The following is a 21,667-nucleotide window of genomic DNA, read 5'->3' on the forward strand; positions in this document are numbered from 1 at the left end:
GGACGGACGGGGTATCAACATATCTGGCGTTGACTTTTGGCACGCTGTTGAGTTCTCAAGGAACGGAAGCTTCCTTTGTGGCCGTTTCACGGGCCTCTCCGGGCTTTCCCTTCGTGTTTCCAACCTTACCAGATCCGTTTCGCGTTTCCGCTCTTCGTTTCCGACCCCCTGTTGGAGCGGGGTTTTGTTTCGCACCTTCCGGCGTGTCCACTACTTTAGCGGATTTCCCTCCCGAGTCATAATCGACTCGGTCGAATCAAATTCCGGCATGCCGAAATCGACCCCGAGGGGTGGCCGTGCAGTAATGGTTTGCCGCCGGGCGGCTTGAGTGGCTGCTCTGGATCGTGTCCGGTCCGAAGCAGCTTGATGACACTACACCACGCCCACGAACGGTTCAAACCTGTGGCCTTCAAGTGGTTTGAACCTTAGGCTGACCGACATGACCAAGCATGCGCACAGCACCCAGTGGTGGGCCGCCTGACGGCGGCCGACGCTCAGCGCATGCATCAGACGGCCGCCGCTTCGGCGGCCGTTGGCGTATCTGCTCCCCCACGCCGGCCGACGGAAGCGGCGGTCACAGCCGTGACAGGCAGAGGGAGAGACAGCAGAGATGACGCGGATCTTCAGCGGGATCAAGCCGACCGGACACCTGACTCTGGGCAACTACCTGGGGGCGGTGCGCCGGTGGGTGGAGACGGACCAGCACCACGCGGAAGCCGTCTTCTGCGTGGTTGACCTGCATGCGCTCACCGTTGACCACGATCCGGCGCGGGTGCGGCGGCTGAGCCGGCAGGCGGCGAGCCTGTTGCTGGCGGCGGGGCTGGATCCGGCCGTGTGCACGGTGTTCGTACAGAGTCATGTGGACGAGCACACGCGGCTGGCGTACGTCCTGGAGTGCACCGCCACCGACGGGGAGATGCGGCGGATGATCCAGTACAAGGAGAAGGAGGCGCAGGAGCGGGCTCGCGGCCGGAGTGTGCGGTTGTCGCTGCTGACCTATCCCGCTCTGATGGCGGCGGACATCCTGGCGTACGGCACGGACGAGGTGCCGGTGGGGGACGACCAGGTGCAGCATGTGGAGCTGACGCGGGATCTGGCGGTGCGGTTCAACCAGCGGTACGGGCACACCTTCACCGTGCCGAGGGCGGTGCGTCCGGAGGTGGGGGCGCGGGTGATGAATCTGCAGGAGCCGGGTTCGAAGATGGGGAAGTCGGACGATGCGGGGCCCGGGATCGTCTATCTGCTCGATGAGCCGGACGTCATCCGTAAGAAGGTCATGCGGGCGGTGACGGACAGCGGCCGGGAGGTGGGGTACGACCGGGAGGCCGGACCGGGGGTGGCGAATCTGCTGGACATCCTGGCGGGGTGCACGGGTGGGGAGCCGTCCGTGCTCGCCGAGGGCTACGACTCGTACGGCGCTCTGAAGAAGGACACGGCCGAGGCGGTGGTGGAGGCGCTTCGGCCGTTGCGGCAGCGGCATGCGGAGTTGTGCTCGGACCCGGGGTACGTGGACGGGGTGTTGCGGGCCGGGGCGGAGCGGGCGCGGGGGTTGGCGCGGCCGAGGGTGGACGCGGCTTACCGGGCGATCGGGCTTCTGCCGGCCGGGTGAAAGGCGCGGCGGTAGTCGCGGGGGCTGGTGGAGAGGCGGGCGGCGAAGTGCTGGCGCATGGTGATTTCGCTGCCGAAGCCGGTGCGGCGGGCGACTTCGGGCATGGGGAGGTCGGTGCGCTCCAGCAGCTTCTGGGCGGCTGAGACGCGCTGGTCGAGCAGCCAGCGCAGGGGCGTCGTGCCGGTGGTGGCGGCGAAGTGGCGGGCGAAGGAGCGGGGGGACATGCCGGCCCAGGCGGCGAGGTCGGCGACGGTGAGCGGTTCGTCGAGGTGCCGGAGGGCTCGCTCCCGTACGTCTGCGAGGGCGTCGGCCTCGCGGTCGGTGCCGGGGGTGGGGTGCTCGATGAACTGCGCCTGGGTGCCGGTGCGGAAGGGGGCGGTGACCATGGAGCGGGCGATGGCGGCGGCCGCTTCGGCGCCGTGGGCCGTACGGACGAGGTGGAGGCAGAGGTCGATGCCGGCGGCGACGCCTGCGGAGGTCCACAGGCCGCCGTCCTCGACGAAGAGGGCGTCGGGGACGACCTCGACGGCGGGGTGGGCGTCGGAGAGCAGGCCGGTGAGGTTCCAGTGGGTGATGGCGCGGCGGCCGTCGAGGAGTCCGGCCTGGGCGAGGACGAAGGCGCCGCCGCAGAGGGCGGCGATGGGTGTGCCGGCGTGGTGGGCGTTGCGCAGGGCGTCGAGTACGGGCTCCGGGACCGGGGCGAGGTGCTCCTCGAGGCCGGGGACGACGATGAGGTCGGCGGTGCGCAGCCAGTCCAGGTCGCGGTCGGGGGTGAGGGTGAGGCCGCCGGGCATGGTGACGGGGGCGCGGTCCGGGCCGCAGCGGCGCAGTTCGAAGGGCGGGGCGCCCCGGTCGGTGCGGTCGACTCCCCAGACCTCGGTGATGACGGCGACGTCGAAGGCGCGGATGCGGGGGAAGGCGACGAGGGCGATGCGCTGCATGCCTCCATGGTGGCACTAATCCATCGATGGTGGGCCTTGCTGCCACTGTCGGGGGCGTCCGCGCGTGAGCAGGATCGTAGCCATGGGAAACGTGGAGATCGCGGAGAACGCGGCGCTGGTACTGATCGATGTGCAGAAGGGTTTCGACGACCCGGTGAACGGGCGGCGGAACAACCCGGGTGCCGAGGCGAACATGGAGCTGTTGCTCGACGCCTGGCAGGCGGCGGGGCGGCCGGTCGTCTTCGTACGGCATGACTCGCTGAAGCCGGATTCTCCATTGCGGCCGGGGCAGGAGGGGAACGACCTGCAGGACTTCGTGGAGCAGCGGCGTGGCAAGGGGGCCGGGGCCGAGCTGTTCCTGACGAAGAACGTGAACTCGGCGTTCATCGGTACGCCGGATCTTGGTGGGTGGCTGAAGGAGCACGGCATCCGGCAGATCGTGGTGGCCGGGATCCAGACGAACTTCTGCACCGAGACGACCGCGCGGATGGGCGGCAACCTGGGATACGAGGTGGTCTACGTCCTGGACGCGACGTACACCTTCGACTTGGAGGGGCCGTTCGGCTGGTCCCTGACCGCCGATGAGCTGGCGCGGGCCACCGCCGTGAATCTGCACAACGGTGGGTTCGCGACCGTCGTGGGGACGGCCGACGTGCTCTGATCAGCCCTGGCCGGAGGCCAGCTCGCGGCTGCGGTCGCGGGCGGCCTCCAGGGCGGCGATGAGGGCGTGGCGTACGCCGTGCTTCTCCAGCTCGCGGATGGCGTTGATGGTGGTGCCGGCCGGTGAGGTGACGGCCTCGCGGAGCTTGACGGGGTGTTCGCCGGAGTCGCGGAGCATGACGGCGGCGCCGATGGCGGACTGCACGATGAGGTCGTGGGCCTGGGCGCGGGGGAGGCCGAGGAGGATGCCGGCGTCCGTCATGGCCTCGACGAGGAAGTAGAAGTACGCGGGGCCGGAGCCGGAGAGGGCGGTGGCGGCGTCCTGCTGCTTCTCGGGGACGCGCAGCGTCTTGCCGACGGGGTTGAAGATCTCCTCGGTACGGAGCAGATGGGCCTCGGTGGCGTGGCTGCCGGCCGAGATGACGGACATGCCCTCGTCGACGAGGACCGGGGTGTTGGGCATGACGCGGACGACGGCGGTGCCCTCGGCGAGGCGCTCCTCGAAGAAGGCGGTGGGGACGCCGGCGGCGGCGCTGATGACCAGGCGGTCGGCGGCGACGTGCGGGGCGAGTTCGTCGAGCAGTGCGGACATGTCCTGCGGTTTGACGGCCAGGATGAGGGTGTCGGCGATCTTCGCGGCTTCGGCGTTGGTGACGGCCTCGACGCCGTAGCGGGCGCGGAGTTCCTCGGCGCGGGCTGGGCGGCGGGCGGTGACCACGAGCTGGTCGGGCGCCCAGCCTGCGCGGATCATGCCGGAGAGGAGAGCTTCGCCGATCTTGCCGGTGCCGAGGACGGCCACTTTCTGGGTCATGGCCCTAGTTTCCCACCGTCTCAGGCAGTACGGCGGCGCAGGGTCGCGGCGCCGCCGGCGAGGGCGAGCAGGGCGCAGCCGGCGACGATGGCGAGGTCGCGTACGAAGTCGCCGGTGACGCCGGTGTGGGTGAGGACCTGCTTCATGCCGTCGACGGCGTACGACATGGGCAGGACGTTGGAGAGTCCTTCGAGCACGGGCTGCATGCTCGCGCGCGGGACGAGCAGCCCGCAGAGCAGAATCTGCGGAAGGATCACGGCCGGCATGAACTGGACGGCCTGGAACTCGCTGGCGGCGAAGGCGCTGACGAACAGCCCGAGGGCGGTACCGAGAATGGCGTCGGCGAGCGCGACCACGAGCAGCAGCCAGGCGGACCCGATGACGTTGAGGCCGAGGACGAGTACGGCGAGGCCGGTGGCCAGGACGGCCTGGAGGGCGGCGAGGGCACCGAAGGCGAGGGCGTAACCGGCGAGGAGGTCGCCCTTGGCCAGCGGCATGGCGAGCAGTCGCTCAAGGGTGCCGGAGGTCCGCTCGCGCAGGGTCGCGATGGAGGTGACCAGGAACATCGTGATCAGCGGGAAGATGCCGAGGAGCGAGGCGCCGACGGAGTCGAAGGTGCGGGGGCTGGCGTCGTAGACCCAGTTCAGCAGCGCGAGCAGCACGCAGGGCACGACCAGCATCAGGGCGACGGTGCGCGGGTCGTGGCGCAGCTGGAGCAGGACGCGGCGGGCGGTGGCGAGGGTGCGGTGCGTGTTCACTGGGCGCTCTCCTGCAGGGACTTGGCCTCGTCGACGAGGCGGAGGAAGGCGGCTTCGATGGTGGGCGTGTTCGTACGTTCCCGCAGGGCGTCGGGCGAGTTGTCGGCGAGGATGCGGCCTTCGCGCATGAGGAGCAGGCGGTGGCAGCGCTCGGCCTCGTCCATGACGTGGGAGGAGATGAGGAGCGTGGCCGCGCGCTCGGCGGCGAGGCGGTGGAAGAGGTCCCACAGGTCGCGGCGCAGGACGGGGTCGAGGCCGACGGTGGGCTCGTCCAGCACCAGCAGTTCGGGTTCGCCGAGGAGGGCGACGGCGAGGGAGACGCGGCTGAGCTGCCCGCCGGACAGGTTGCCGGCGAGGTCGCCGGCGTGCGAGGTGAGGTCGACGTCGGCGATGACCCGCGGGGTGTCGCCGGTGGGCACGCCGAGGATGGCGGCGAAGTAGTCGAGGTTCTGGCGGACCGTCAGGTCGGCGTAGACGGAGGGTGCCTGGGTGACGTAGCCGACCCGGGAGCGCAGGGTGCGGTGGCCGGCGGGCAGGCCGAGGACGTCGAGGGTGCCGGTGACGTGGGCCTGGGTGCCGACGATGGCGCGCATCAGGGTGGACTTGCCGCAGCCGCTGGGGCCGAGCAGTCCGGTGATCTGGCCGCGCGGTACGGCGAAGTCGAGGGCGTCCAGGACGGTGCGGCCGCCGCGGACGACCTGGAGGCCGTGGGCGCGCACGGCGGGGCTGTCGGCGGGGATGTCGGCCGGCCTGGTGGGGCCGTCGGCGGCCATCGCGGGGCCTTCGGCGGGCGTCGCGGTGGCCGTCCGCGCTGCCCTCTCGGGTGCCCGTTCCGATTTATTCATCATGCGCTGAATAATGCTCCGGCGTACGACTCCCGTCAAGAGATGCACCCAGTGACCATACGTTTACGGAGAGTTTACCCAAGGGATTGCAAAATGGTCGTGGGATCTGGTCATATGGAGATCACGACCAGAGCGGGGCGGGGGTGAAGCATGAGTCGGCTCAAGGCAGTTGCACGCGCCCTGGCGCTGTGTGCGGCAGTGCTGCTCGGCCTCTTCCTCGCCGCCGAACCGGCCTGCGCGCACTCCGGCCCGGAGTCCTCGGCCGGCCGCGTCGAGCGGGTGGAGCGCATCGAGCGCGCGGAGCCGAAGCGCGAGGGCTGCCCGGCCCAGCGCAGCGACAGCGGCTCCTTCACCGGCGTGCTGATCGCGCTGCCCGGTTCTCCTTACTCCCCGTCGTCCCCGCGTTCGCGGTCGGCCGCGTTCGACAGCCCGGCCGACGCCGACCCGGGCACCGGCCGGGCCGCCCCGGTGGCCGCGCCCCGTGCGGCCCGGCAGGCGATACCGCTGAGCAGATCCGGCGAACTACCCGTGGCCCACCAGGTGTTCCGCTGCTGAGCAGCTGCTGACAGGTGCCGTCGGCGCACGTGTCACTCCCCCCACCACCGGCTCGGCCCCCCACCCCACCGCCCCTTCCGCTCCCCCTCACGGGCGCCAGGGACGTACTGGAGGCATCCTTCATGCAGACCTTCATCGACCATGCCCGCGGCTTCAGCGACCGGATCGCCAACCGCAGCGAGGAGCGTGCGGAGTTCGCGCGGCTCGCCGCCGGGCAGTCCCCGCAGGCCCTCTTCATCACCTGCTCGGACTCCCGGGTGATCCCCTCCCTCTTCACCGGCGCCCGGCCCGGCGAGCTGTTCGAGCTCCGGACGGCCGGCAATGCCGTACCGCCGCACCGCGCCGGCCAGGCGCCCAGCTCGGAGGCCGCCACCATCGAGTACGCGATGCGCGTGCTCGGCATACGCGACATCGTCGTGTGCGGCCACTCCCACTGCGGTGCCGTCGGCGCCATGGCCCGCGGCGAAGACCTCGGCGGCGTACCGGCCGTCCGCGACTGGCTGACCGAGCAGGTGCCGGACGAACTGCCGGACGACGACGGCCCCGCCGTCACCGCGGCCGTGCAGCGGCATGTGCGCGAGCAGCTCGAGCGACTGCGCGGCTATCCGTCCGTGCGGGAGCGGCTGACCGAGCGGAAGCTGCGCCTGCACGGCTGGTTCTACGAGATACACACCGGGCTCGTCCTCGCCCACCAGCCCTCCGTCGACGCCTTCCTCCCCCTGTGAGCCGCCGTATGCGACGCCTCCCCCTGCCCTTGCGCCCGTCCCTCTCCCTTCCCCGACTGTCCGTTCTGCGGGCCGACTTCACGGCCTCGCTCGTCGTCTTCCTCGTCGCGCTGCCGCTGTGCGTGGGCGTGGCCGTCGCCTCCGGCGTACCGGCCGAACTGGGCCTGGTCACCGGAATCGTCGGCGGCCTGGTCACCGGACTGCTGCCCGGCAGCAGCCTCCAGGTGTCCGGCCCGGCCGCCGGGCTGACGGTGCTGGTGTACGAAGCCGTGCAGACGTACGGGCTGCGGGCGCTCGGCGTCCTGGTGCTGGCCGCCGGGCTGCTGCAGCTCGCCATGGGCGCCCTGCGGCTCGGCCGCTGGTTCCGGGCGATATCCGTCGCCGTCGTGCACGGCATGCTGGCCGGTATCGGCCTGGTCCTGATGGCCGGCCAGGTCTACGCGCTGGCCGACGCCAAGGCGCCCAGCAGCGGCCTGGCGAAGCTCGCCGGAATACCCGGCCTGGTCGCGGACACCATCGGCTCCGGCCCCTCGCTGACCGCGGCGGCGCTGGGCGCGGGCACCATCGTGCTGCTGGTGGTCTGGCCGAGGCTGCCCGCCGCCGTACGGACGGTGCCGGGATCGCTGGCGGCGGTCGCACTGGCGACGGCGGCGACCGCGGTTTTCGACCTGCCGGTGGCCCGGGTGGAGGTCAAGGGGCTGCTTGATGCCGTGCAGCCGCCCGGCGGCGCGGAGTTCGCGCAGCTCGCTCACATCGGGACCCTCGGCACGGTGCTCGCCTTCACCCTGATCGCGTCGGCCGAGAGCCTGTTCAGCGCGGCAGCTGTGGACCGGCTGCACGACGGGCCACGTACGGACTACGACAAGGAGCTGATGGCCCAGGGCGCGGGCAATGCGGTGTGCGGGGCGCTCGGGGCGCTCCCGATGACCGCGGTGATCGTGCGCAGCGCGGCCAATCTGGAGGCGGGCGCCCGCACCAAGGCCTCGCGGGTGCTGCACGGGGTCTGGCTGCTGGTCTTCGTCGTCCTGCTGCCGGGGGCGCTCGCCATGATCCCGGTGGCGGCGCTGGCGGGCGTCCTGGTGGTCGCGGGCTGGAAGCTCATCCCGTTGAAGACGCTGGGGTCACTGTGGCGCGAGCACCGGGGCGAGGCGGTGGTGCTCGGCGCGACGGCGGGCGCGATCGTCGTCACGAACATGTTCGAGGGGGTGGTGGTCGGTCTGCTGATGGCGGTGGTGAAGACCGCGTGGGACACCTCGCACGTCCATGTGGAGAGGGACGACGGAAGCGATGTCGTGGCCGTACGGGTCATGGGCAACGCCACCTTCCTGCGGCTGCCGAAGCTGCTCGACCAGTTGGAGTCGCTGCCGCGCGACCGGCCCATCGAGCTGGACCTGCGCCGGCTGCGGCACCTCGACCACGCGTGCGAGATGGCCCTGCTGGGGTGGGCCGACCGGCACAACGGTGAGGGGGTGGAGCCGGTGCGGGTCGCGCACGAGCGGCCGGTGAGCGCGTCGGGGCTGTCTCAGGGTCATCCCCTATAGCGTTCGGGCCGCCCGCGCAGGACCGTGGCGGTATGAGGCGTTCTTCCGATGTATCCAGGACCGAGAAGCGGCAGCTCGCCGTCGCTTCCGCGACTCTTGGGCCCTGGCGGCCCGCCGCCGCCGTCGGCGCGATCGGCGGCGGCGTGTCGCTCGCCCTCAACAGCGTCACCGGACACTTCGGGCTCGGCGTCCTCGCCGGCTCCCTGTCGGTCGCCCTGATGCTCTTCTTCCTCGTCGGCGGCACGGGGGCGGTCCTCGGCCGCAAGGCCGGCACCGATCGCGGCCTACGGCGCTGGGCCCGGGCGCACCCCTGGCAGGTCGCCGCCGTGCCGGCCGGTGCCCTGCTCGTCACCGACCTCGTCATGCGGCAGATCCTGACCTCCGAGGGCTTCTTCGGCAGCCTCTGGGACGGCCTGTGGCGAGCCGTGATCGTCGCCGGCGTGGTGGGCGTCGTCGGATCGGTGGCCGCCTCCCGCCGCGACGCGTGACTAACGCTTGACGGCGACCGTCACGTCGACCCGGTACGGCTCCTCCACGGTGCCGTCGGGGAAGACCCTCAGCAGTTCGGCGCGCTCGTCGGCGAAGATCCCGTCCCGCTCCTGCTCGCCGAGCAGCGCGAAGTAGGAGTGCGTCGCGAGGTTCGCCACGTGCTCGTCGAGCGACACCCGCCGGGTCCAGCGGACGTCCTGTTGCGTGACGCGCAACGGCAGACCCAGGTCCTCGATGATGCCGGCGGACGTATGGCTCCGGCCGAAGCCGTGATAGCCCGCGACCCGCTCCCGGAAACGGTCGTCCTGCGCCGCCGTCCACTCGACCTCGGGGTCCGGCACGTTCCACCACAGCGCCAGCGCCCCGCCCTCCCGCAGCACCCGCACGGCCTCCGGCACCGACCGCGCCGGGTCCGTCCAGTGCCACGCCTGGGCGTACGTGACGAAGTCAGCGGTCCCCGAGGCGAACGGCAACGCATTCCCGTCGGCCCGCACCAGCGGCACCCCCGGCTGCCCGGCCCGCAACTCCCCCGCCATCCCCGCCCCCGGCTCCACCGCCGTGACCCGCGCCCCCCGCTCCCGCATCAACCGCGTCCCGATCCCCGTCCCGGCCCCGACATCCAGCACATCGGCGCCGGCCAACGGGCGCCCCGCCATCTCCTCCACCGCCTCGAACAGCGCCGGCGGATACCCGGGCCTGGCAGTCGCGTACAGCGCGGCTATCGAGTTGAAGGACGCGGCGAAGGCGCTCTGGGGCAGGTTCGTCATGCCTTCCATCCTGCCCCTCGGCGCCCCGCCTCCAAGCGGATACGTCAGGCGCAGCGGCCGGTGATGTAGCCGTCGCTGCCAGTGTCGACGTAGGCGTCGGAGATGAACTGGTCGGAACTGATGTTGTCCCAAATGCTCGACGTGCCGTAATACCCATTGACAGTGGTGCCGGGGCTCTGGCAATAGATGATCACCTTGGCGTCGTACGGCAGAACCCTCACGACCGGATAACTGGTGCCCGGACCGCTGCGGACATTGAGCCGGACGTTCGGAGCGACCTGGTAGGTCGTGGACGCGCTTGCGCTGGTGGCAGTTCCGACCACCAGCACAAGCGCTCCGGCCAAACCGGCCATCAGCAGTCCACGTTTGCCGACCATCTTCATGGAGTACCCCTGTGTCTTGTGCCGGCTGTCACGCGCAGCGCGGCGGGTCGTAGCCGTCGCTGCCCGTCTTCACATACGCGTGGGAGACGTACTGGCAATCAGGCGCAGCGGCCGGTGACGTAGCCGTCACTGCCGGTGTCGACGTAGGCGTCGGAGATGAACTGGTCGGGACCGATGTTGTCCCAGATGCTCGACGTGCCGTAATAGCCACTGACCTTCGTGCCGGGACTCTGGCAGTAGATGATCACATTGGCGTCGTACGGCAGGACCTTCACGATCTGGTAGCTCGTGCCGGGCCCCCTGCGGACATTGAGCCGGACGCCCGGGGCGACCTTGTAGGTAGTGGACTCGGCGCTCACACTCTCAGCTGTTTGCTCGGCCATATTGACCCTCCCCCATGAATTCACGCTCTGTCACGCGGCAGGCTAGCAAGCCGAACACACTACTTTCAGGTCATCAGCTAGGCTCCGCCTGTCGCGGCTCACACGAACGCACGGGGGTGGTGGGGTGCCGCCGCTGAACAGATACCGGAGGGGTCCGGAAGCGGAACATCCGGACTACGCCGGGCAGTACCGGCTGGAGACCGTCCTTGGGTCCGGCGGGATGGGAGTCGTGTATCTGTCGCGCTCCACCTCCGGTAAGCGCCTGGCGGTGAAGGTCGTGCACGAGGAATTCGCGGCGGACCCCGAGTTCAGGGCACGTTTCCGACAGGAGGTCGCGGCGGCCCGGCGAGTGAGCGGTGCCTTCACGGCGCCCGTTGTGGACGCCGATCCGGACGCCGGGCGACCGTGGATGGCAACGCTGTTCGTCCCGGGGCCGACCCTGTCCGAATTCGTCAAGCGGAACGGCCCGTTGCCTGCCGCCGAGCTGCGGCAGGTGATGACCGGACTGGCCGAGGCTTTGCGCGATATTCACAGGGCCGGCGTCGTCCACCGCGATCTGAAGCCGAGCAACGTACTGCTTGCCGCAGACGGTCCCAAGGTCATCGACTTCGGGATCTCGCGGCCGTCGGACAGCGCGCTGCGCACGGAGACCGGCAAGCTGATCGGTACACCGCCTTTCATGGCCCCCGAGCAGTTCAGCCAACCCCGATCGGTGGGGCCCGCAGCGGATGTGTTCGCCATGGCATCGGTGCTGGTGCACGCAGCCACCGGACGTGGCCCGTTCGACTCGGACAGTCCGTATGTCGTGGCCTACCAGGTCGTCCACAACGAACCGGTTCTGGGCGGCATTCCGGAGGATCTGCTGCCGCTGATCGAACGTTGCCTGGCGAAAGAGCCCGAGAAACGGCCGAGCCCGGACACCCTGCTGACCGACCTCAGGGCCGTTTCGGCCTCGTACGACACGCAGATGTTCGCCCAGTTCGACATGACGACGCCTTTCGTACCGGCGCAGCGGCAACCGGGGAGTGACCAGCACAGCAGCCCCGCGCCCGAACCCGAGAGCCGGCCGCGTTTCTCCCGGCGCGCGACCGCGGCCGCTGTGGCACTCGGTGTGCTCGCCGTGCTGGGCACAGCCGGGGCCCTGGCCGCACAGCGGTTCACCGGCGCGGAGCACGGCGATGCCGCGGACCCCTCCAACACACCGAGTGCGAGCGGGAAGGCCTTCCACGCGTGGGACCGCGCCCTGGGCAGCGGCACCTCCACACCGGTGTGCTCCCACGCGGCCGAGGAGCACGCCCTGTTCTGCGAGGGCCCCGGCGTGGACGCGGCGAGGCTGGATCCGGACACCGGCAAGGTGGTGTGGTCCCGGTCGGCCGGGTCGTCGAAGGACAGCGGCTCCGGCCGCCCCGAGCCCGTACTGACGGACGGGGTGCTGCGGATCGTCACGCCGGACGGATCCCGCCTCGAGGGACTCGCCCCCACCACCGGCAAGGCCCGCTGGAAGGTGGACATCTCCGCTTACAACGGCGGCTTCTACGACGCGGGCGACACGGTTCTGCTCGTCGCGCCCGACGGCGGCGTCACGGCGATCGACGGCGCGACCGGCAAGGAGCGCTGGCACCGCACCCTGCCCGGCCACACCCGGCCGGTCTTCGCGACGTATGGCGACAACGGCCCCACCTACGCGGCAGAGATCTCCGACGACGGCACGAGCACACTGATCAGCGCCGTGGATCCGGCGAGCGGTGAAGTGCTCTGGCAGCACAGCCTCGACGGGAGTCTCACGCCGGTCGGCACCTCGGGCGGCGCCCTCTATCTCACCTCGGCCAACACGCAGTCCCGGACCGACGCCGTCGTGCGCTTCGACCCCGCCCACGGCAGAACGCTGCGGGTACCGCTGCCCCAACCACTGGAGACCACCCAAAGCACGGTGCAGGGCACCAAGGTCTACCTCCTCAGCCACCGAGGCGCCCTGGTGGCCGTCGACACCGCCAAACGCTCACAGCTGTGGCGTACGGAGACCTCGGTGGCCGAAGCCTCGCAGCCGGTCGTGTCCGGGGGGCGGTTGTACTTCACAGCGGCCGACGGACGGCTGCTGGCGGTGGACGCGGCGAGCGGTGTGCCCGCGGGCCAGACGAGGGCACGCATCGGCAAGGACCCGAGCCGCTACGTGCAGTCGGTGCCGGCGCCGCTCGCGGTCGGGGGCAGGGTGTACGCGACCGCACCGGACGGGACGGTCTTCGCCGTGGACGCGAAGGACCCCTCCCGCTGGTGAGGCGGGAGGGGTCCGGGGCCGTGAGGGGAAGAGGCGTCAGCCGTCGAGGCGGCTGACGTCGCGGACGGCGCCCTTGTCGGCGCTGGTGGCCATGGCGGCGTACGCCTTGAGGGCGGCCGAGACCTTGCGGTCGCGGGCCTTGGGGGCGTAGACGCCGCCCAGGGCGTCGCGGCGGGCGGCGAGCACGTCGTCCGGGACGACGAGGTCGATGGTGCGACCCGGGATGTCGATGCGGATGAGGTCGCCGTCCTCGACGAGGGCGATGGTGCCGCCGGACGCGGCCTCCGGGGAGGCGTGGCCGATGGAGAGGCCCGAAGTGCCGCCGGAGAAGCGACCGTCGGTGACGAGGGCGCAGGCCTTGCCGAGGCCGCGGCCCTTCAGGAAGGAGGTGGGGTAGAGCATCTCCTGCATGCCGGGGCCGCCGCGGGGGCCCTCGTAGCGGATGACGACGACGTCGCCTTCCGTGATCTGCTTCTTGAGGATCTTGTCGACGGCCTCGTCCTGCGACTCGCAGACGACGGCCGGCCCCTCGAAGGTCCAGATGGACTCGTCGACGCCCGCGGTCTTCACGACACAGCCGTCCACGGCCAGGTTGCCCTTGAGTACCGCCAGGCCGCCGTCCTTGGAGTAGGCGTGCTCGGCGGAGCGGATGCAGCCCTCGGCGGCGTCGGTGTCGAGGGTGTCCCAGCGCTCGGACTGCGAGAAGGCGGTGGCGGAGCGCTTGCAGCCGGGGGCGGCGTGCCACAGCTCGACGGCCTCGGCGGAGGGGGAACCGCCGCGCACGTCCCAGGTCTTGAGCCAGTCGGCGAGGGAGGGGCTGTGGACGGTGTGGACGTCCTCGTTGAGCTGGCCGCCGCGGTAGAGCTCGCCGAGGATGGCGGGGATGCCACCGGCGCGGTGGACGTCCTCCATGTAGTACGTACGGTTCTTCGCGACGTTCGGCGCGACCTTGGCGAGGCACGGCACGCGGCGCGAGACGGCGTCGATCTCGGCGAGGCCGAAGGGCACCTCCGCCTCCTGGGCGGCGGCGAGCAGGTGCAGGATCGTGTTGGTGGAGCCGCCCATGGCGATGTCGAGGGCCATGGCGTTCTCGAAGGCCGCGAAGGTGGCGATGTTGCGCGGCAGGACGGTCTCGTCGTCCTGCTCGTAGTAGCGCTTGGTCAGCTCGACGACCGTACGGCCGGCGTTCTCGTACAGCGCCTTGCGGGCGGTGTGGGTGGCCAGGACCGAGCCGTTGCCGGGCAGGGAGAGCCCGATGGCCTCGGTGAGGCAGTTCATCGAGTTGGCGGTGAACATGCCGGAACAGGACCCGCAGGTCGGACAGGCGTTCTCCTCGATACGGAGGATGTCCGCGTCGGAGATGTTGTCGTTGACGGCGTCGGAGATCGCGTCGATCAGGTCGAGGGTGCGGACCGTGCCGTCGACGAGGGTCGCCTTGCCGGCCTCCATGGGGCCGCCGGAGACGAAGACGGTGGGGATGTTGAGGCGCAGGGCGGCCATCAGCATGCCCGGGGTGATCTTGTCGCAGTTGGAGATGCAGATCAGGGCATCCGCGCAGTGCGCCTCGACCATGTACTCGACGGAGTCGGCGATCAGGTCCCGGGAGGGCAGCGAGTACAGCATGCCGCCGTGCCCCATGGCGATGCCGTCGTCGACGGCGATGGTGTTGAACTCGCGGGGCACCGCGCCCGCGGCCTTGATCGCCTCACTGACGATCCGGCCGACCGGCTGGAGGTGGGTGTGGCCCGGTACGAACTCGGTGAAGCTGTTGGCGACGGCGATGATCGGCTTCCCGATATCGGCGCTGTCGACTCCGGAGGCGCGCATCAGGGCGCGGGCTCCTGCCATGTTGCGGCCGTGGGTGACCGTACGTGACCTCAGCTCGGGCACGGTTGCTCCACTCCCTACCATTCCGTCATCGGATCCTTCGAGCGTACGCCTGCGGCTGCCGCCCCCGACAGGCTGTCCGCATGCCGGACTCGGCGTCCACGTTACGGACGAGGCCCCTGGTCACGCGAGATTCCGGCTTCCGGGTGAGGGTCAGCCGGCCAGATAGCCCTGCAGGGTCGGGGCGACCATCGCGATGACCTCGTCGATGTCCGCCGACGCTACCGGTTCCGCCTTGATGACGTATCGAAGCATCGCGATCCCGATCAGCTGCGCCGCCGCGAGCTGGGCCCGCAGTTGCGGATCGGGCACGTGCAGCCCCTCCGCGACCGGTACCAGCAGCCGCCGGGTGACCAGTTCGCGCAGGACGGCCGCCGCCGCCTCGTTGCTCACCGCCGAGCGCAGGACGGCCAGCAGCGGCTCGCGCGTGGCGGGCGACTCCCAGATCCCGAAGAGGAAGCGGGCCATCCGCTCGCCGGTCCCGGCCGGGTCCCCGGTGGCCACGGCGCCCGGCGCGCGCAGGGCCGGGGCGAAGCTCACCTCGATGGCGGCGGCGAAGACCTGCTCCTTCGTACCGAAGTAGTGGTGGACCAGCGCCGAGTCGACACCGGCGGCCTTGGCGATGGAGCGGATCGAGGTCTTGTCGTAGCCGCGCTCGGAGAACTCCGTACGCGCCTCCGCCAGAATCCGGTCCCGGGTCCCGGCGTCGCCCGCACGGGCCCCGGAGGGGCGGCCCCGGCGGCGGGGCGCGGATTCCGAGGACGCGGTTCCCGACGACGACGCGGGCATCAGCCCACCTGTGCGGCGGCGGCCAGATGCAGCCGGGTGAAGGCCAGCGCCTCCGCGAGGTCCGCCTCGCGCTCGGCGGCCGTCATGGCGCGCCGGGTGTTGACCTCGATCACGACGTGGCCGTCGAAGCCGCGGGCGGCGAGCCGCTCCAGCAGCTCGGCGCAGGGCTGGGTGCCGCGCCCCGGGACCAGGTGCTCGTCCTTGCCGGAGCCGCTGCCGTCGGCGAGGTGCACATGCGCCAGCCGGTCGCCCATCCGGTCGAACATCTCCAGGGCGGCGCTGCGGGCGGTCGCGGTGTGGGAGAGGTCGACGGTGAAGTGCCGGTAGTCGTCGGTGGTGGGGTCCCAGTCGGGGGCGTACGCGAGCATCTCGCGGTCGCGGTAGCGCCACGGATACATGTTCTCGACGGCGAAGCGGACGTCGGTCTCGTCCGCCATCCGCCAGATCCCGCGGACGAAATCCCGGGCGTAGTTGCGCTGCCACCGAAAGGGCGGGTGGACCACGACGGTCGACGCGCCCAGCTTCTCGGCCGCCGCCTGGGCGCGCTGCAGCTTGACCCACGGGTCGGTGGACCACACCCGCTGGGTGATCAGCAGGCAGGGGGCGTGCACGGCCAGGATGGGGATGCCGTGGTAGTCCGACAGGCGGCGCAGCGCCTCTATGTCCTGGCTGACCGGGTCCGTCCAGACCATGACCTCCATCCCGTCGTAACCGAGCCGGGCCGCGATCTCGAAGGCCGTGGCCGTCGACTCGGGGTAGACGGAGGCCGTGGACAGCGCCACCTTCGCGTCGGGCACACGCACCGCGTGCCCGGCCGCGAGTGCGTCGTCGTACGCCTTCGGGTCAGCTGGTTGAGCCACGGGGAACAGCGTACGGCGGCCGGTCGGCCGGACGGCACATCGATCCCGGCCGACGTGACGCGATCGACACGGATCGGCTCACCCTCAACCGCGTTCGTTGACCATGAGGTCGAGCTTGCGCAGGATCACGCCCTCGCGCAGCGCCCACGGGCAGATCTCCAGCTCAGGGACCCCGAACAGGTCCATCGCCGCGTCCGCCACCAGCGCCCCGGCGAGCAGCTGCCGCGCCCGCCCCTCCGAGACCCCCGGCAGCGCGATGCGCTCCGCCTCCGTCATCATCGCGAGCCTCGGCACCCACTCCTCGAGTGACCTTCGCGTCAGCGTGCGCTGGACGTACAGCCCGTCCCCGGAGCGGGCGGCGCCGGCGATCCGGGCCAGCTGCTTGAAGGTCTTCGACGTGCCGACTATGTGGTCCGGCCGGCCCAGACGGCTGAACTCCGCGACCGTACGGCCGATTTCCGCCCGTACGTGCTTGCGCAGCGACCGTACGTCCTCCGGCGCCGGCGGGTCGCCCGGCAGCCAGCCGCTGGTCAGCCGGCCCGCGCCCAGCGGCAGCGACAGGGCGGCGTCCGGGTCCTCGTCCATCCCGAAGCCGACCTCCAGCGAACCGCCGCCGATGTCCAGGAGCAGCAGCCGCCCCGCCGACCACCCGAACCAGCGACGCGCGGCCAGGAAGGTCAGCCGCGCCTCCTCCTCGCCGGACAGCACCGTCAGCGCCACACCCGTCTCGGCGGCGACCCGCGCCAGCACCTGCTCGCCGTTGGCCGCCTCCCGTACGGCCGACGTGGCGAAGGGCAGTACGTCCTCCACGCCCTTGTCCTCCGCGACCTCCAGCGCCTCCGCGACCGTGGCGACGAGCAGCTCCACGCCGTCCTCGCGGATCGCACCGTCCTCGTCGAGGAGCTCCGCCAGCCGCAGCTCCGCCTTGTGGGAGTAGGCGGGCAGCGGGCGCGCCCCGGGATGCGCGTCCATGACCAGCAGATGAACCGTATTCGAACCCACGTCGAGGACACCGAGTCTCATGCCCGGAAAGGTACTGCGCCGCGCGCCGCCCCGGGGCAACCGGGGTGCGCGCTGGTATGGCTTCACTCGATTCCTTCAGTACGGAGTGTCGTCAATCCGATGCCCTGAGTGAAAATCAGTACGTGAGTCCGTAAAGGCACAATCCCGGCCCCGACCGGTGAACCCGGTTGTGCGCGGACATGGACCGTGCTGGTGTCGCCAGGCCGAGCGCCTGCGCGTGGGGCGCTGTCAACCGTCCCGCGCCACAAGGGCACTTGTGGTGGCTGCGGCTCCGGCGCGACGGCCGGCCGCGAGCGGAGAGCGCGCATCGGCTTGAACGAACCGAGCCAAAAGGCTCGAGTCTTTCGAGGCTGAGAAGTCGGCATGCTTACCCTGACCCTATGGCGAAGACCAATAAGGCGAAGAAGCGGCATCCCGTCAAGGACGTGGTCAACGTCCTGGACGAGGTAGCCCTCGACTTCCCCCGCGCATGGGTGGAATTCCCCGATCCCGCCGACGACGAACAGGTCTTCCGCTGCGATCTGACCTGGCTCACCTCCCGCTGGACCTGCATTTTCGGCCAGGGCTGCCAGGGCATCGAGGCCGGACGCGCCAGCGACGGCTGCTGCACCCTCGGCGCGCACTTCTCCGATGACGACGACGAGAAGCGGGTCGCCTCGCACGCGGAGCGGCTCACGCCGGAGACCTGGCAGTTCCACGGCCTCGAATGGGCCGAGGTCAACGAGGAAGGCGAGCGCCAGACCCGCCGCCACGAGGGCGCCTGCGTCTTCCTCAACCGCCCCGGCTTCCCTGGCGGCGCCGGCTGCGCCCTCCACACCCTCGCCCTCCGGGAGGGCCGCGAGCCGCTCGAGACCAAGCCCGACGTCTGCTGGCAGCTCCCCATCCGGCGCACCTACGACTGGATCGACCGCCCCGACGACTCCCGCGTCCTCCAGGTCTCCATCTCCGAATACGACCGCCGCGGCTGGGGCCCCGGCGGCCACGACCTCCACTGGTGGTGCACCGGCGCGACGTCCGCGCACGGTGCCGGTGATCCGGTCTACGTCTCGTACCGCGCCGAGCTCACGGAACTCATGGGCCCGGCGGCCTACCGCGCCCTGGTCGAGCTCTGCGAGCAGCGGCTCGCCACGCTCCTCCCCATGGCCCCGCACCCGGCGGACCCGGTTTCCTGACCTTCAGCCCGTCAGGCGCTGGGCGGGGGATCCGTGGGCGGCGGGGAGGACTGGCCGGGGGAGGAAGGGGAGGGGTCGGAGGCGCTGGGGGTGGGAGAGGGCGACGGGGATGTGGAGGGGCCGCGGCCGTCGATGGTGACGACGGCGCCGGAGGGGGCGAAGACGACGCGGCCGCGCCAGGGGCCGGAGGGCTCGGAGCGATGGTGGACGGAGACGGTGATGGTGGTGGTGTCGCCGGGCGACAGGGTCCCGCCGTGCCGGCTGAGGCGGAGCCAGTCCGCACCGGTGGACGCCGTCCAGCGGACGGCGGAGCCGCCGGACGCGGTGAGGGTGATGACCGTGACGTCCCCGCGCGGCTCCGCGGCGATCGTGAGCCGCCCGGGCCCCGCACCCCGACTGGGGGCCGCGGACGATGCCGACGCCGACGCCCCGGCCGTGGCCGAGGAGCGGCCGCCCTCCGCCGAGGGGCTGGCGGAGGCGACGGAGACCGAGACGCCGGGCGCAGGGGCACCGCCCTTGTGGCCAGGGGTGGCGGAATCGGCGGAGCCGGCCTTCTCGTACGGGTAGCCGTCGAGGCCTTCCTGGTCGGTCGCGGAGAGGGAGGCGTCGTCCCGGCCGTCGGGGGCGAGGGCGGTGCCGTGGTAGGCGGCCCAGAGGGCAAGCACCGGCGCCGCGACGACCGCGGCGACCACGGTCGAGGTGACCGCGCGGTGCCGCATGCGGGCCCGCCGTGCGGCGCGGTCCTTGAGGTCCATGGGGAAACCGCGCCGGTCGAAGCGCGGCGTGCCCTCGCGGCTGCGCCCCGCACCGGCCTGCATGGCATTGAGCAGGGCCGCGTACGCCGCCGAGCGCGGCGCCTCGATCACGGCGAGCACGGCCGTGGCCGCCGTGGTGGCGGCGAGCCCCGGCCAGGGGCCGGTCGCGACGGCGCGCTCTGCGGTGAAGCGGCAGTCCGGGCACTCGTCGACGTGGGTGACCAGCTCGCGCCGCAGTGCCGTCCCGAGCAGCACCTGGGTGTCCCCGGCGAGCCGGGCCACCGCCGGGCAGCGGCCGAGCTCGACCACGGCGAGCGCCGCCCGGGTCCGCTCGACCTCGCAGGCGGCCTGGGCGAGCATCGCGCGGGCCGCGTCCGGCTCGATGCCGACGACGTGCGCCACCTCGTGGGGGGCCAGCTGATGCCGTACGGCCAGCTCCAGTGCCTCACGCTGCTCCGGCGTCGTACCGGCCGCCTCCGGCCAGGCCAGCGCCGACAGTTCGCGCCGCCGCTGCGCCGCCACCTCCGCCGAGGCTCTTCCCGGCACCGGGCGCCCCTCCTCGGTCAGCCTGTGCAGGCACGCCCAGCGGGCCAGGGCGTAGAGCCACGGCCGCCGCAGTTCCTGATTGCGCAGCCGGGCGCGCTGCCGTTCCGCCATGGCCAGGACGTCGCCGAGCGCGGCGGCCGCGGCGTCGTGCTCGCACAGTACCGACAGGCAGTAGGTGAACAGCCCGTCCAGATAGGGCTCGTAATGCGCGGGCGGCTGGGCCGGCAGCGTCCCCTGGGGGCGCCGGCGTGCGCCCCCCGCCGGCGCGTCGGCGCGCGTGCGCTGGACCGGCGCGCGGTGTCGACGGCGCGCGCCGGTTGTCTGCGAGGAGGTTTCAGACCTGCTGCTCATCACTCCGTGACGGTAGGCCCCCGGCCCGTACGGGTTCAGCCCTCACGCGGGCCTTTAACCCGTTCGGGTGGCGATCCCGCCCGTACGAGCGACGCCCCGCCGCGACCCCCACTGTCAGCGGCAGCGGATACGGTGCTGCCCATGGCCACCACCCGCACCCGCCCCGCCGCCAAGGACCGCCCCTCCTACCGCTGTACGGAGTGCGGCTGGACGACCGTGAAGTGGCTCGGCCGGTGCGGCGAGTGCCAGGCCTGGGGCACCGTCGAGGAGTACGGCGGGGCCGCGCCGGTGCGCACCACCGCGCCCGGCAGGGTCACGACCCCGGCGAAGCCGATCGGCCAGGTGGACGGCCGGACGGCGACCGCGCGCGGCACCGGCGTACCGGAGCTGGACCGGGTGCTGGGCGGCGGCCTCGTCCCCGGGGCCGTGGTGCTGCTCGCGGGTGAGCCGGGGGTCGGCAAGTCCACCCTGCTCCTCGATGTGGCCGCCAAGGCGGCGAGCGCGCAGGGCCGCACTCTTTACGTCACCGGTGAGGAGTCCGCCTCCCAGGTGCGGCTGCGGGCCGACCGGATCGGCGCCCTGGCCGACCACCTCTACCTCGCCGCGGAGACCAACCTGGCCGCGGTGCTGGGCCACCTGGACGACGTGAAGCCGTCGCTGCTGGTCCTGGACTCCGTCCAGACCGTCGCCTCGCCCGAGATCGACGGCGCGCCCGGCGGCATGGCCCAGGTCCGCGAGGTCGCCGGCGCGCTGATCCGGGCCTCCAAGGAGCGTGGGATGTCCACCATCCTCGTCGGCCATGTCACCAAGGACGGCTCCATCGCCGGCCCGCGCCTGCTCGAGCACCTCGTGGACGTCGTGCTGTCCTTCGAGGGCGACCGGCACGCCCGCCTCCGGCTGATCCGCGGCATCAAGAACCGTTACGGCGCCACCGACGAGGTCGGCTGCTTCGAGCTGCACGACGAGGGCATCACCGGCCTCACCGACCCCTCCGGCCTCTTCCTCACCCGCCGCGACGAGCCGGTCCCGGGCACCTGCCTGACCGTCACCCTCGAAGGCAAGCGGCCGCTGGTCGCCGAGGTCCAGGCGCTGACCGTCGACACCCAGATCCCCTCCCCCCGCCGTACGACCTCCGGGCTGGAGAACTCGCGGGTGTCGATGATGCTGGCCGTTCTCGAGCAGCGCGGCCGGATCAAGGCCATCGGAAAGCAGGACATCTACACCGCCACGGTCGGCGGCGTAAAACTCACAGAACCCGCCGCCGACCTCGCCGTGGCGCTCGCGCTCGCCAGCGCCGCCATCGACACGCCCCTCCCGAAGAACCTGGTCGCCGTCGGCGAGGTGGGGCTCGCGGGCGAGGTCAGGAGGGTCACGGGGGTGCAGCGCAGGCTCGCGGAGGCGCACCGGCTCGGCTTCACGCACGCCCTCGTACCACCGGACCCCGGCCGCGTCCCGGACGGAATGAAGGTGACGGAAGTGACGGACATAGGGGACGCGCTGCGTGTCCTGCCGAAGAGGGCCCCACGCCCCTGACACTTCCGA

21 protein-coding genes are annotated in these 21,667 nt (G+C 71.6%); 9 read left to right on the top strand and 12 right to left on the bottom strand.

Features of this window, described 5'->3' with window-relative positions; translation table 11 throughout:
* Nucleotides 1-610: 610 nt before the first annotated feature.
* On the top strand, nucleotides 611-1,609 hold the full coding sequence (gene trpS, locus ACFXJ5_RS35920; RefSeq protein WP_384640899.1) for a tryptophan--tRNA ligase: 999 nt from the start codon (nucleotides 611-613) through the stop codon (nucleotides 1,607-1,609).
* Here the strand turns inward: trpS and ACFXJ5_RS35925 are convergent.
* Nucleotides 1,576-2,550, bottom strand: a complete 975-nt coding sequence (locus tag ACFXJ5_RS35925; RefSeq protein WP_384640901.1) for a GlxA family transcriptional regulator — start codon at nucleotides 2,548-2,550, stop codon at nucleotides 1,576-1,578. The genes trpS and ACFXJ5_RS35925 overlap by 34 nt on opposite strands.
* 91 nt (nucleotides 2,551-2,641) lie before the next feature.
* Here ACFXJ5_RS35925 and ACFXJ5_RS35930 point away from each other — a divergent pair, with 91 nt between their 5' ends.
* Nucleotides 2,642-3,211 (top strand): cysteine hydrolase family protein, encoded by a 570-nt coding sequence (locus ACFXJ5_RS35930; protein ID WP_384641022.1) that lies wholly within the window; start codon nucleotides 2,642-2,644, stop codon nucleotides 3,209-3,211.
* Here ACFXJ5_RS35930 and proC read toward each other — a convergent pair whose 3' ends face one another.
* Genes proC through ACFXJ5_RS35945 form a run of 3 tightly spaced genes read right to left on the bottom strand, consistent with a single transcriptional unit; the run spans nucleotide 3,212 to nucleotide 5,552 of the window.
* A complete protein-coding gene (gene proC / locus ACFXJ5_RS35935) occupies nucleotides 3,212-4,021 on the bottom strand; it encodes a pyrroline-5-carboxylate reductase (RefSeq protein ID WP_384640903.1) in 810 nt (269 codons plus the stop codon).
* Between the two features lie 20 nt (nucleotides 4,022-4,041).
* Nucleotides 4,042-4,779: an ABC transporter permease gene (locus ACFXJ5_RS35940; protein ID WP_384640906.1), complete on the bottom strand. Its 738-nt coding sequence runs from the start codon at nucleotides 4,777-4,779 to the stop codon at nucleotides 4,042-4,044.
* The gene (locus tag ACFXJ5_RS35945; RefSeq protein ID WP_384641025.1) at nucleotides 4,776-5,552 is read right to left on the bottom strand and encodes an ABC transporter ATP-binding protein; all 777 of its coding nucleotides are present in this window, start codon (nucleotides 5,550-5,552) and stop codon (nucleotides 4,776-4,778) included. The genes ACFXJ5_RS35940 and ACFXJ5_RS35945 overlap by 4 nt, the downstream gene beginning before the upstream one ends.
* Before the next feature lie 222 nt (nucleotides 5,553-5,774).
* Between ACFXJ5_RS35945 and ACFXJ5_RS35950 the strand changes: the two genes are divergently transcribed.
* From ACFXJ5_RS35950 to ACFXJ5_RS35965, 4 genes are all read left to right on the top strand, one after another.
* Nucleotides 5,775-6,179: a hypothetical protein gene (locus ACFXJ5_RS35950; RefSeq protein ID WP_384640909.1), complete on the top strand. Its 405-nt coding sequence runs from the start codon at nucleotides 5,775-5,777 to the stop codon at nucleotides 6,177-6,179.
* 122 nt (nucleotides 6,180-6,301) lie between these two features.
* Complete coding sequence (locus ACFXJ5_RS35955) at nucleotides 6,302-6,904, top strand: carbonic anhydrase (protein WP_384640912.1); 603 nt, start codon at nucleotides 6,302-6,304, stop codon at nucleotides 6,902-6,904.
* Between the two features lie 8 nt (nucleotides 6,905-6,912).
* Complete coding sequence (locus tag ACFXJ5_RS35960; RefSeq protein ID WP_384640914.1) at nucleotides 6,913-8,445, top strand: SulP family inorganic anion transporter; 1,533 nt, start codon at nucleotides 6,913-6,915, stop codon at nucleotides 8,443-8,445.
* 32 nt (nucleotides 8,446-8,477) lie between these two features.
* Nucleotides 8,478-8,933, top strand: a complete 456-nt coding sequence (locus tag ACFXJ5_RS35965) for a hypothetical protein (protein ID WP_384640916.1) — start codon at nucleotides 8,478-8,480, stop codon at nucleotides 8,931-8,933.
* Here the strand turns inward: ACFXJ5_RS35965 and ACFXJ5_RS35970 are convergent, their stop codons facing one another.
* The 3 genes from ACFXJ5_RS35970 to ACFXJ5_RS35980 form a co-directional block, all read right to left on the bottom strand.
* Entirely contained in the window at nucleotides 8,934-9,701 is a 768-nt protein-coding gene (locus ACFXJ5_RS35970; RefSeq protein WP_384640918.1) for a class I SAM-dependent methyltransferase, read from the bottom strand.
* 44 nt (nucleotides 9,702-9,745) lie between these two features.
* Nucleotides 9,746-10,084: an SH3 domain-containing protein gene (locus ACFXJ5_RS35975; protein WP_384640921.1), complete on the bottom strand. Its 339-nt coding sequence runs from the start codon at nucleotides 10,082-10,084 to the stop codon at nucleotides 9,746-9,748.
* 98 nt (nucleotides 10,085-10,182) lie between these two features.
* Entirely contained in the window at nucleotides 10,183-10,467 is a 285-nt protein-coding gene (locus ACFXJ5_RS35980; RefSeq protein ID WP_384640924.1) for a hypothetical protein, read from the bottom strand.
* 220 nt (nucleotides 10,468-10,687) lie between these two features.
* Between ACFXJ5_RS35980 and ACFXJ5_RS35985 the strand changes: the two genes are divergently transcribed.
* Nucleotides 10,688-12,742, top strand: a complete 2,055-nt coding sequence (locus ACFXJ5_RS35985) for a protein kinase domain-containing protein (RefSeq protein ID WP_384640926.1) — start codon at nucleotides 10,688-10,690, stop codon at nucleotides 12,740-12,742.
* 36 nt (nucleotides 12,743-12,778) lie between these two features.
* On the opposite strand, the gene ilvD is transcribed toward ACFXJ5_RS35985, so the two are convergent.
* The 4 genes from ilvD to ACFXJ5_RS36005 all read right to left on the bottom strand — a co-directional run bounded on the left by ilvD (nucleotide 12,779) and on the right by ACFXJ5_RS36005 (nucleotide 17,301).
* A complete protein-coding gene (gene ilvD, locus ACFXJ5_RS35990) occupies nucleotides 12,779-14,632 on the bottom strand; it encodes a dihydroxy-acid dehydratase (RefSeq protein ID WP_384640929.1) in 1,854 nt (617 codons plus the stop codon).
* A 150-nt stretch (nucleotides 14,633-14,782) separates the two neighbouring features.
* Nucleotides 14,783-15,418: a TetR/AcrR family transcriptional regulator gene (locus ACFXJ5_RS35995; RefSeq protein WP_384640932.1), complete on the bottom strand. Its 636-nt coding sequence runs from the start codon at nucleotides 15,416-15,418 to the stop codon at nucleotides 14,783-14,785.
* Nucleotides 15,418-16,221, bottom strand: a complete 804-nt coding sequence (locus tag ACFXJ5_RS36000; RefSeq protein WP_384641028.1) for a sugar phosphate isomerase/epimerase family protein — start codon at nucleotides 16,219-16,221, stop codon at nucleotides 15,418-15,420. The genes ACFXJ5_RS35995 and ACFXJ5_RS36000 overlap by 1 nt, the downstream gene beginning before the upstream one ends.
* A gap of 141 nt (nucleotides 16,222-16,362) precedes the next feature.
* Nucleotides 16,363-17,301: a Ppx/GppA phosphatase family protein gene (locus tag ACFXJ5_RS36005; protein ID WP_384640935.1), complete on the bottom strand. Its 939-nt coding sequence runs from the start codon at nucleotides 17,299-17,301 to the stop codon at nucleotides 16,363-16,365.
* Between the two features lie 380 nt (nucleotides 17,302-17,681).
* On the opposite strand from ACFXJ5_RS36005, the gene ACFXJ5_RS36010 reads away from it, so the two are divergent.
* Nucleotides 17,682-18,473, top strand: coding sequence for a hypothetical protein (locus ACFXJ5_RS36010; protein WP_384640938.1), 792 nt, complete (start codon nucleotides 17,682-17,684; stop codon nucleotides 18,471-18,473).
* Nucleotides 18,474-18,484: 11 nt separating this feature from the next.
* Here the strand turns inward: ACFXJ5_RS36010 and ACFXJ5_RS36015 are convergent, their stop codons facing one another.
* A complete protein-coding gene (locus tag ACFXJ5_RS36015; RefSeq protein WP_384640940.1) occupies nucleotides 18,485-20,125 on the bottom strand; it encodes a BACON domain-containing protein in 1,641 nt (546 codons plus the stop codon).
* A 141-nt stretch (nucleotides 20,126-20,266) separates the two neighbouring features.
* Between ACFXJ5_RS36015 and radA the strand changes: the two genes are divergently transcribed.
* A complete protein-coding gene (gene radA / locus ACFXJ5_RS36020) occupies nucleotides 20,267-21,658 on the top strand; it encodes a DNA repair protein RadA (RefSeq protein WP_384640943.1) in 1,392 nt (463 codons plus the stop codon).
* The last annotated feature ends 9 nt before the right edge of the window (nucleotides 21,659-21,667 follow it).

The sequence above is a fragment of the Streptomyces sp. NPDC059373 genome, from assembly GCF_042751495.1.
Lineage (GTDB): Bacteria > Actinomycetota > Actinomycetes > Streptomycetales > Streptomycetaceae > Actinacidiphila.

Excerpts from the sequence above, each read along its gene's own strand:
- trpS (WP_384640899.1), top strand. The coding sequence starts at position 611 with ATGACGCGGATCTTCAGCGGGATCAAGCCGACCGGACACCTGACTCTG.
- ACFXJ5_RS35925 (WP_384640901.1), bottom strand. The coding sequence starts at position 2,550 with ATGCAGCGCATCGCCCTCGTCGCCTTCCCCCGCATCCGCGCCTTCGAC.
- proC (WP_384640903.1), bottom strand. The coding sequence starts at position 4,021 with ATGACCCAGAAAGTGGCCGTCCTCGGCACCGGCAAGATCGGCGAAGCT.
- ACFXJ5_RS35945 (WP_384641025.1), bottom strand. The coding sequence starts at position 5,552 with ATGGCCGCCGACGGCCCCACCAGGCCGGCCGACATCCCCGCCGACAGC.
- ACFXJ5_RS35950 (WP_384640909.1), top strand. The coding sequence starts at position 5,775 with ATGAGTCGGCTCAAGGCAGTTGCACGCGCCCTGGCGCTGTGTGCGGCA.
- ACFXJ5_RS35955 (WP_384640912.1), top strand. The coding sequence starts at position 6,302 with ATGCAGACCTTCATCGACCATGCCCGCGGCTTCAGCGACCGGATCGCC.
- ACFXJ5_RS35960 (WP_384640914.1), top strand. The coding sequence starts at position 6,913 with ATGCGACGCCTCCCCCTGCCCTTGCGCCCGTCCCTCTCCCTTCCCCGA.
- ACFXJ5_RS35965 (WP_384640916.1), top strand. The coding sequence starts at position 8,478 with ATGAGGCGTTCTTCCGATGTATCCAGGACCGAGAAGCGGCAGCTCGCC.
- ACFXJ5_RS35970 (WP_384640918.1), bottom strand. The coding sequence starts at position 9,701 with ATGACGAACCTGCCCCAGAGCGCCTTCGCCGCGTCCTTCAACTCGATA.
- ACFXJ5_RS35975 (WP_384640921.1), bottom strand. The coding sequence starts at position 10,084 with ATGAAGATGGTCGGCAAACGTGGACTGCTGATGGCCGGTTTGGCCGGA.
- ACFXJ5_RS35980 (WP_384640924.1), bottom strand. The coding sequence starts at position 10,467 with ATGGCCGAGCAAACAGCTGAGAGTGTGAGCGCCGAGTCCACTACCTAC.
- ACFXJ5_RS35985 (WP_384640926.1), top strand. The coding sequence starts at position 10,688 with ATGGGAGTCGTGTATCTGTCGCGCTCCACCTCCGGTAAGCGCCTGGCG.
- ACFXJ5_RS35995 (WP_384640932.1), bottom strand. The coding sequence starts at position 15,418 with ATGCCCGCGTCGTCGTCGGGAACCGCGTCCTCGGAATCCGCGCCCCGC.
- ACFXJ5_RS36005 (WP_384640935.1), bottom strand. The coding sequence starts at position 17,301 with ATGAGACTCGGTGTCCTCGACGTGGGTTCGAATACGGTTCATCTGCTG.
- ACFXJ5_RS36010 (WP_384640938.1), top strand. The coding sequence starts at position 17,682 with ATGGCGAAGACCAATAAGGCGAAGAAGCGGCATCCCGTCAAGGACGTG.
- ACFXJ5_RS36015 (WP_384640940.1), bottom strand. The coding sequence starts at position 20,125 with ATGAGCAGCAGGTCTGAAACCTCCTCGCAGACAACCGGCGCGCGCCGT.
- radA (WP_384640943.1), top strand. The coding sequence starts at position 20,267 with ATGGCCACCACCCGCACCCGCCCCGCCGCCAAGGACCGCCCCTCCTAC.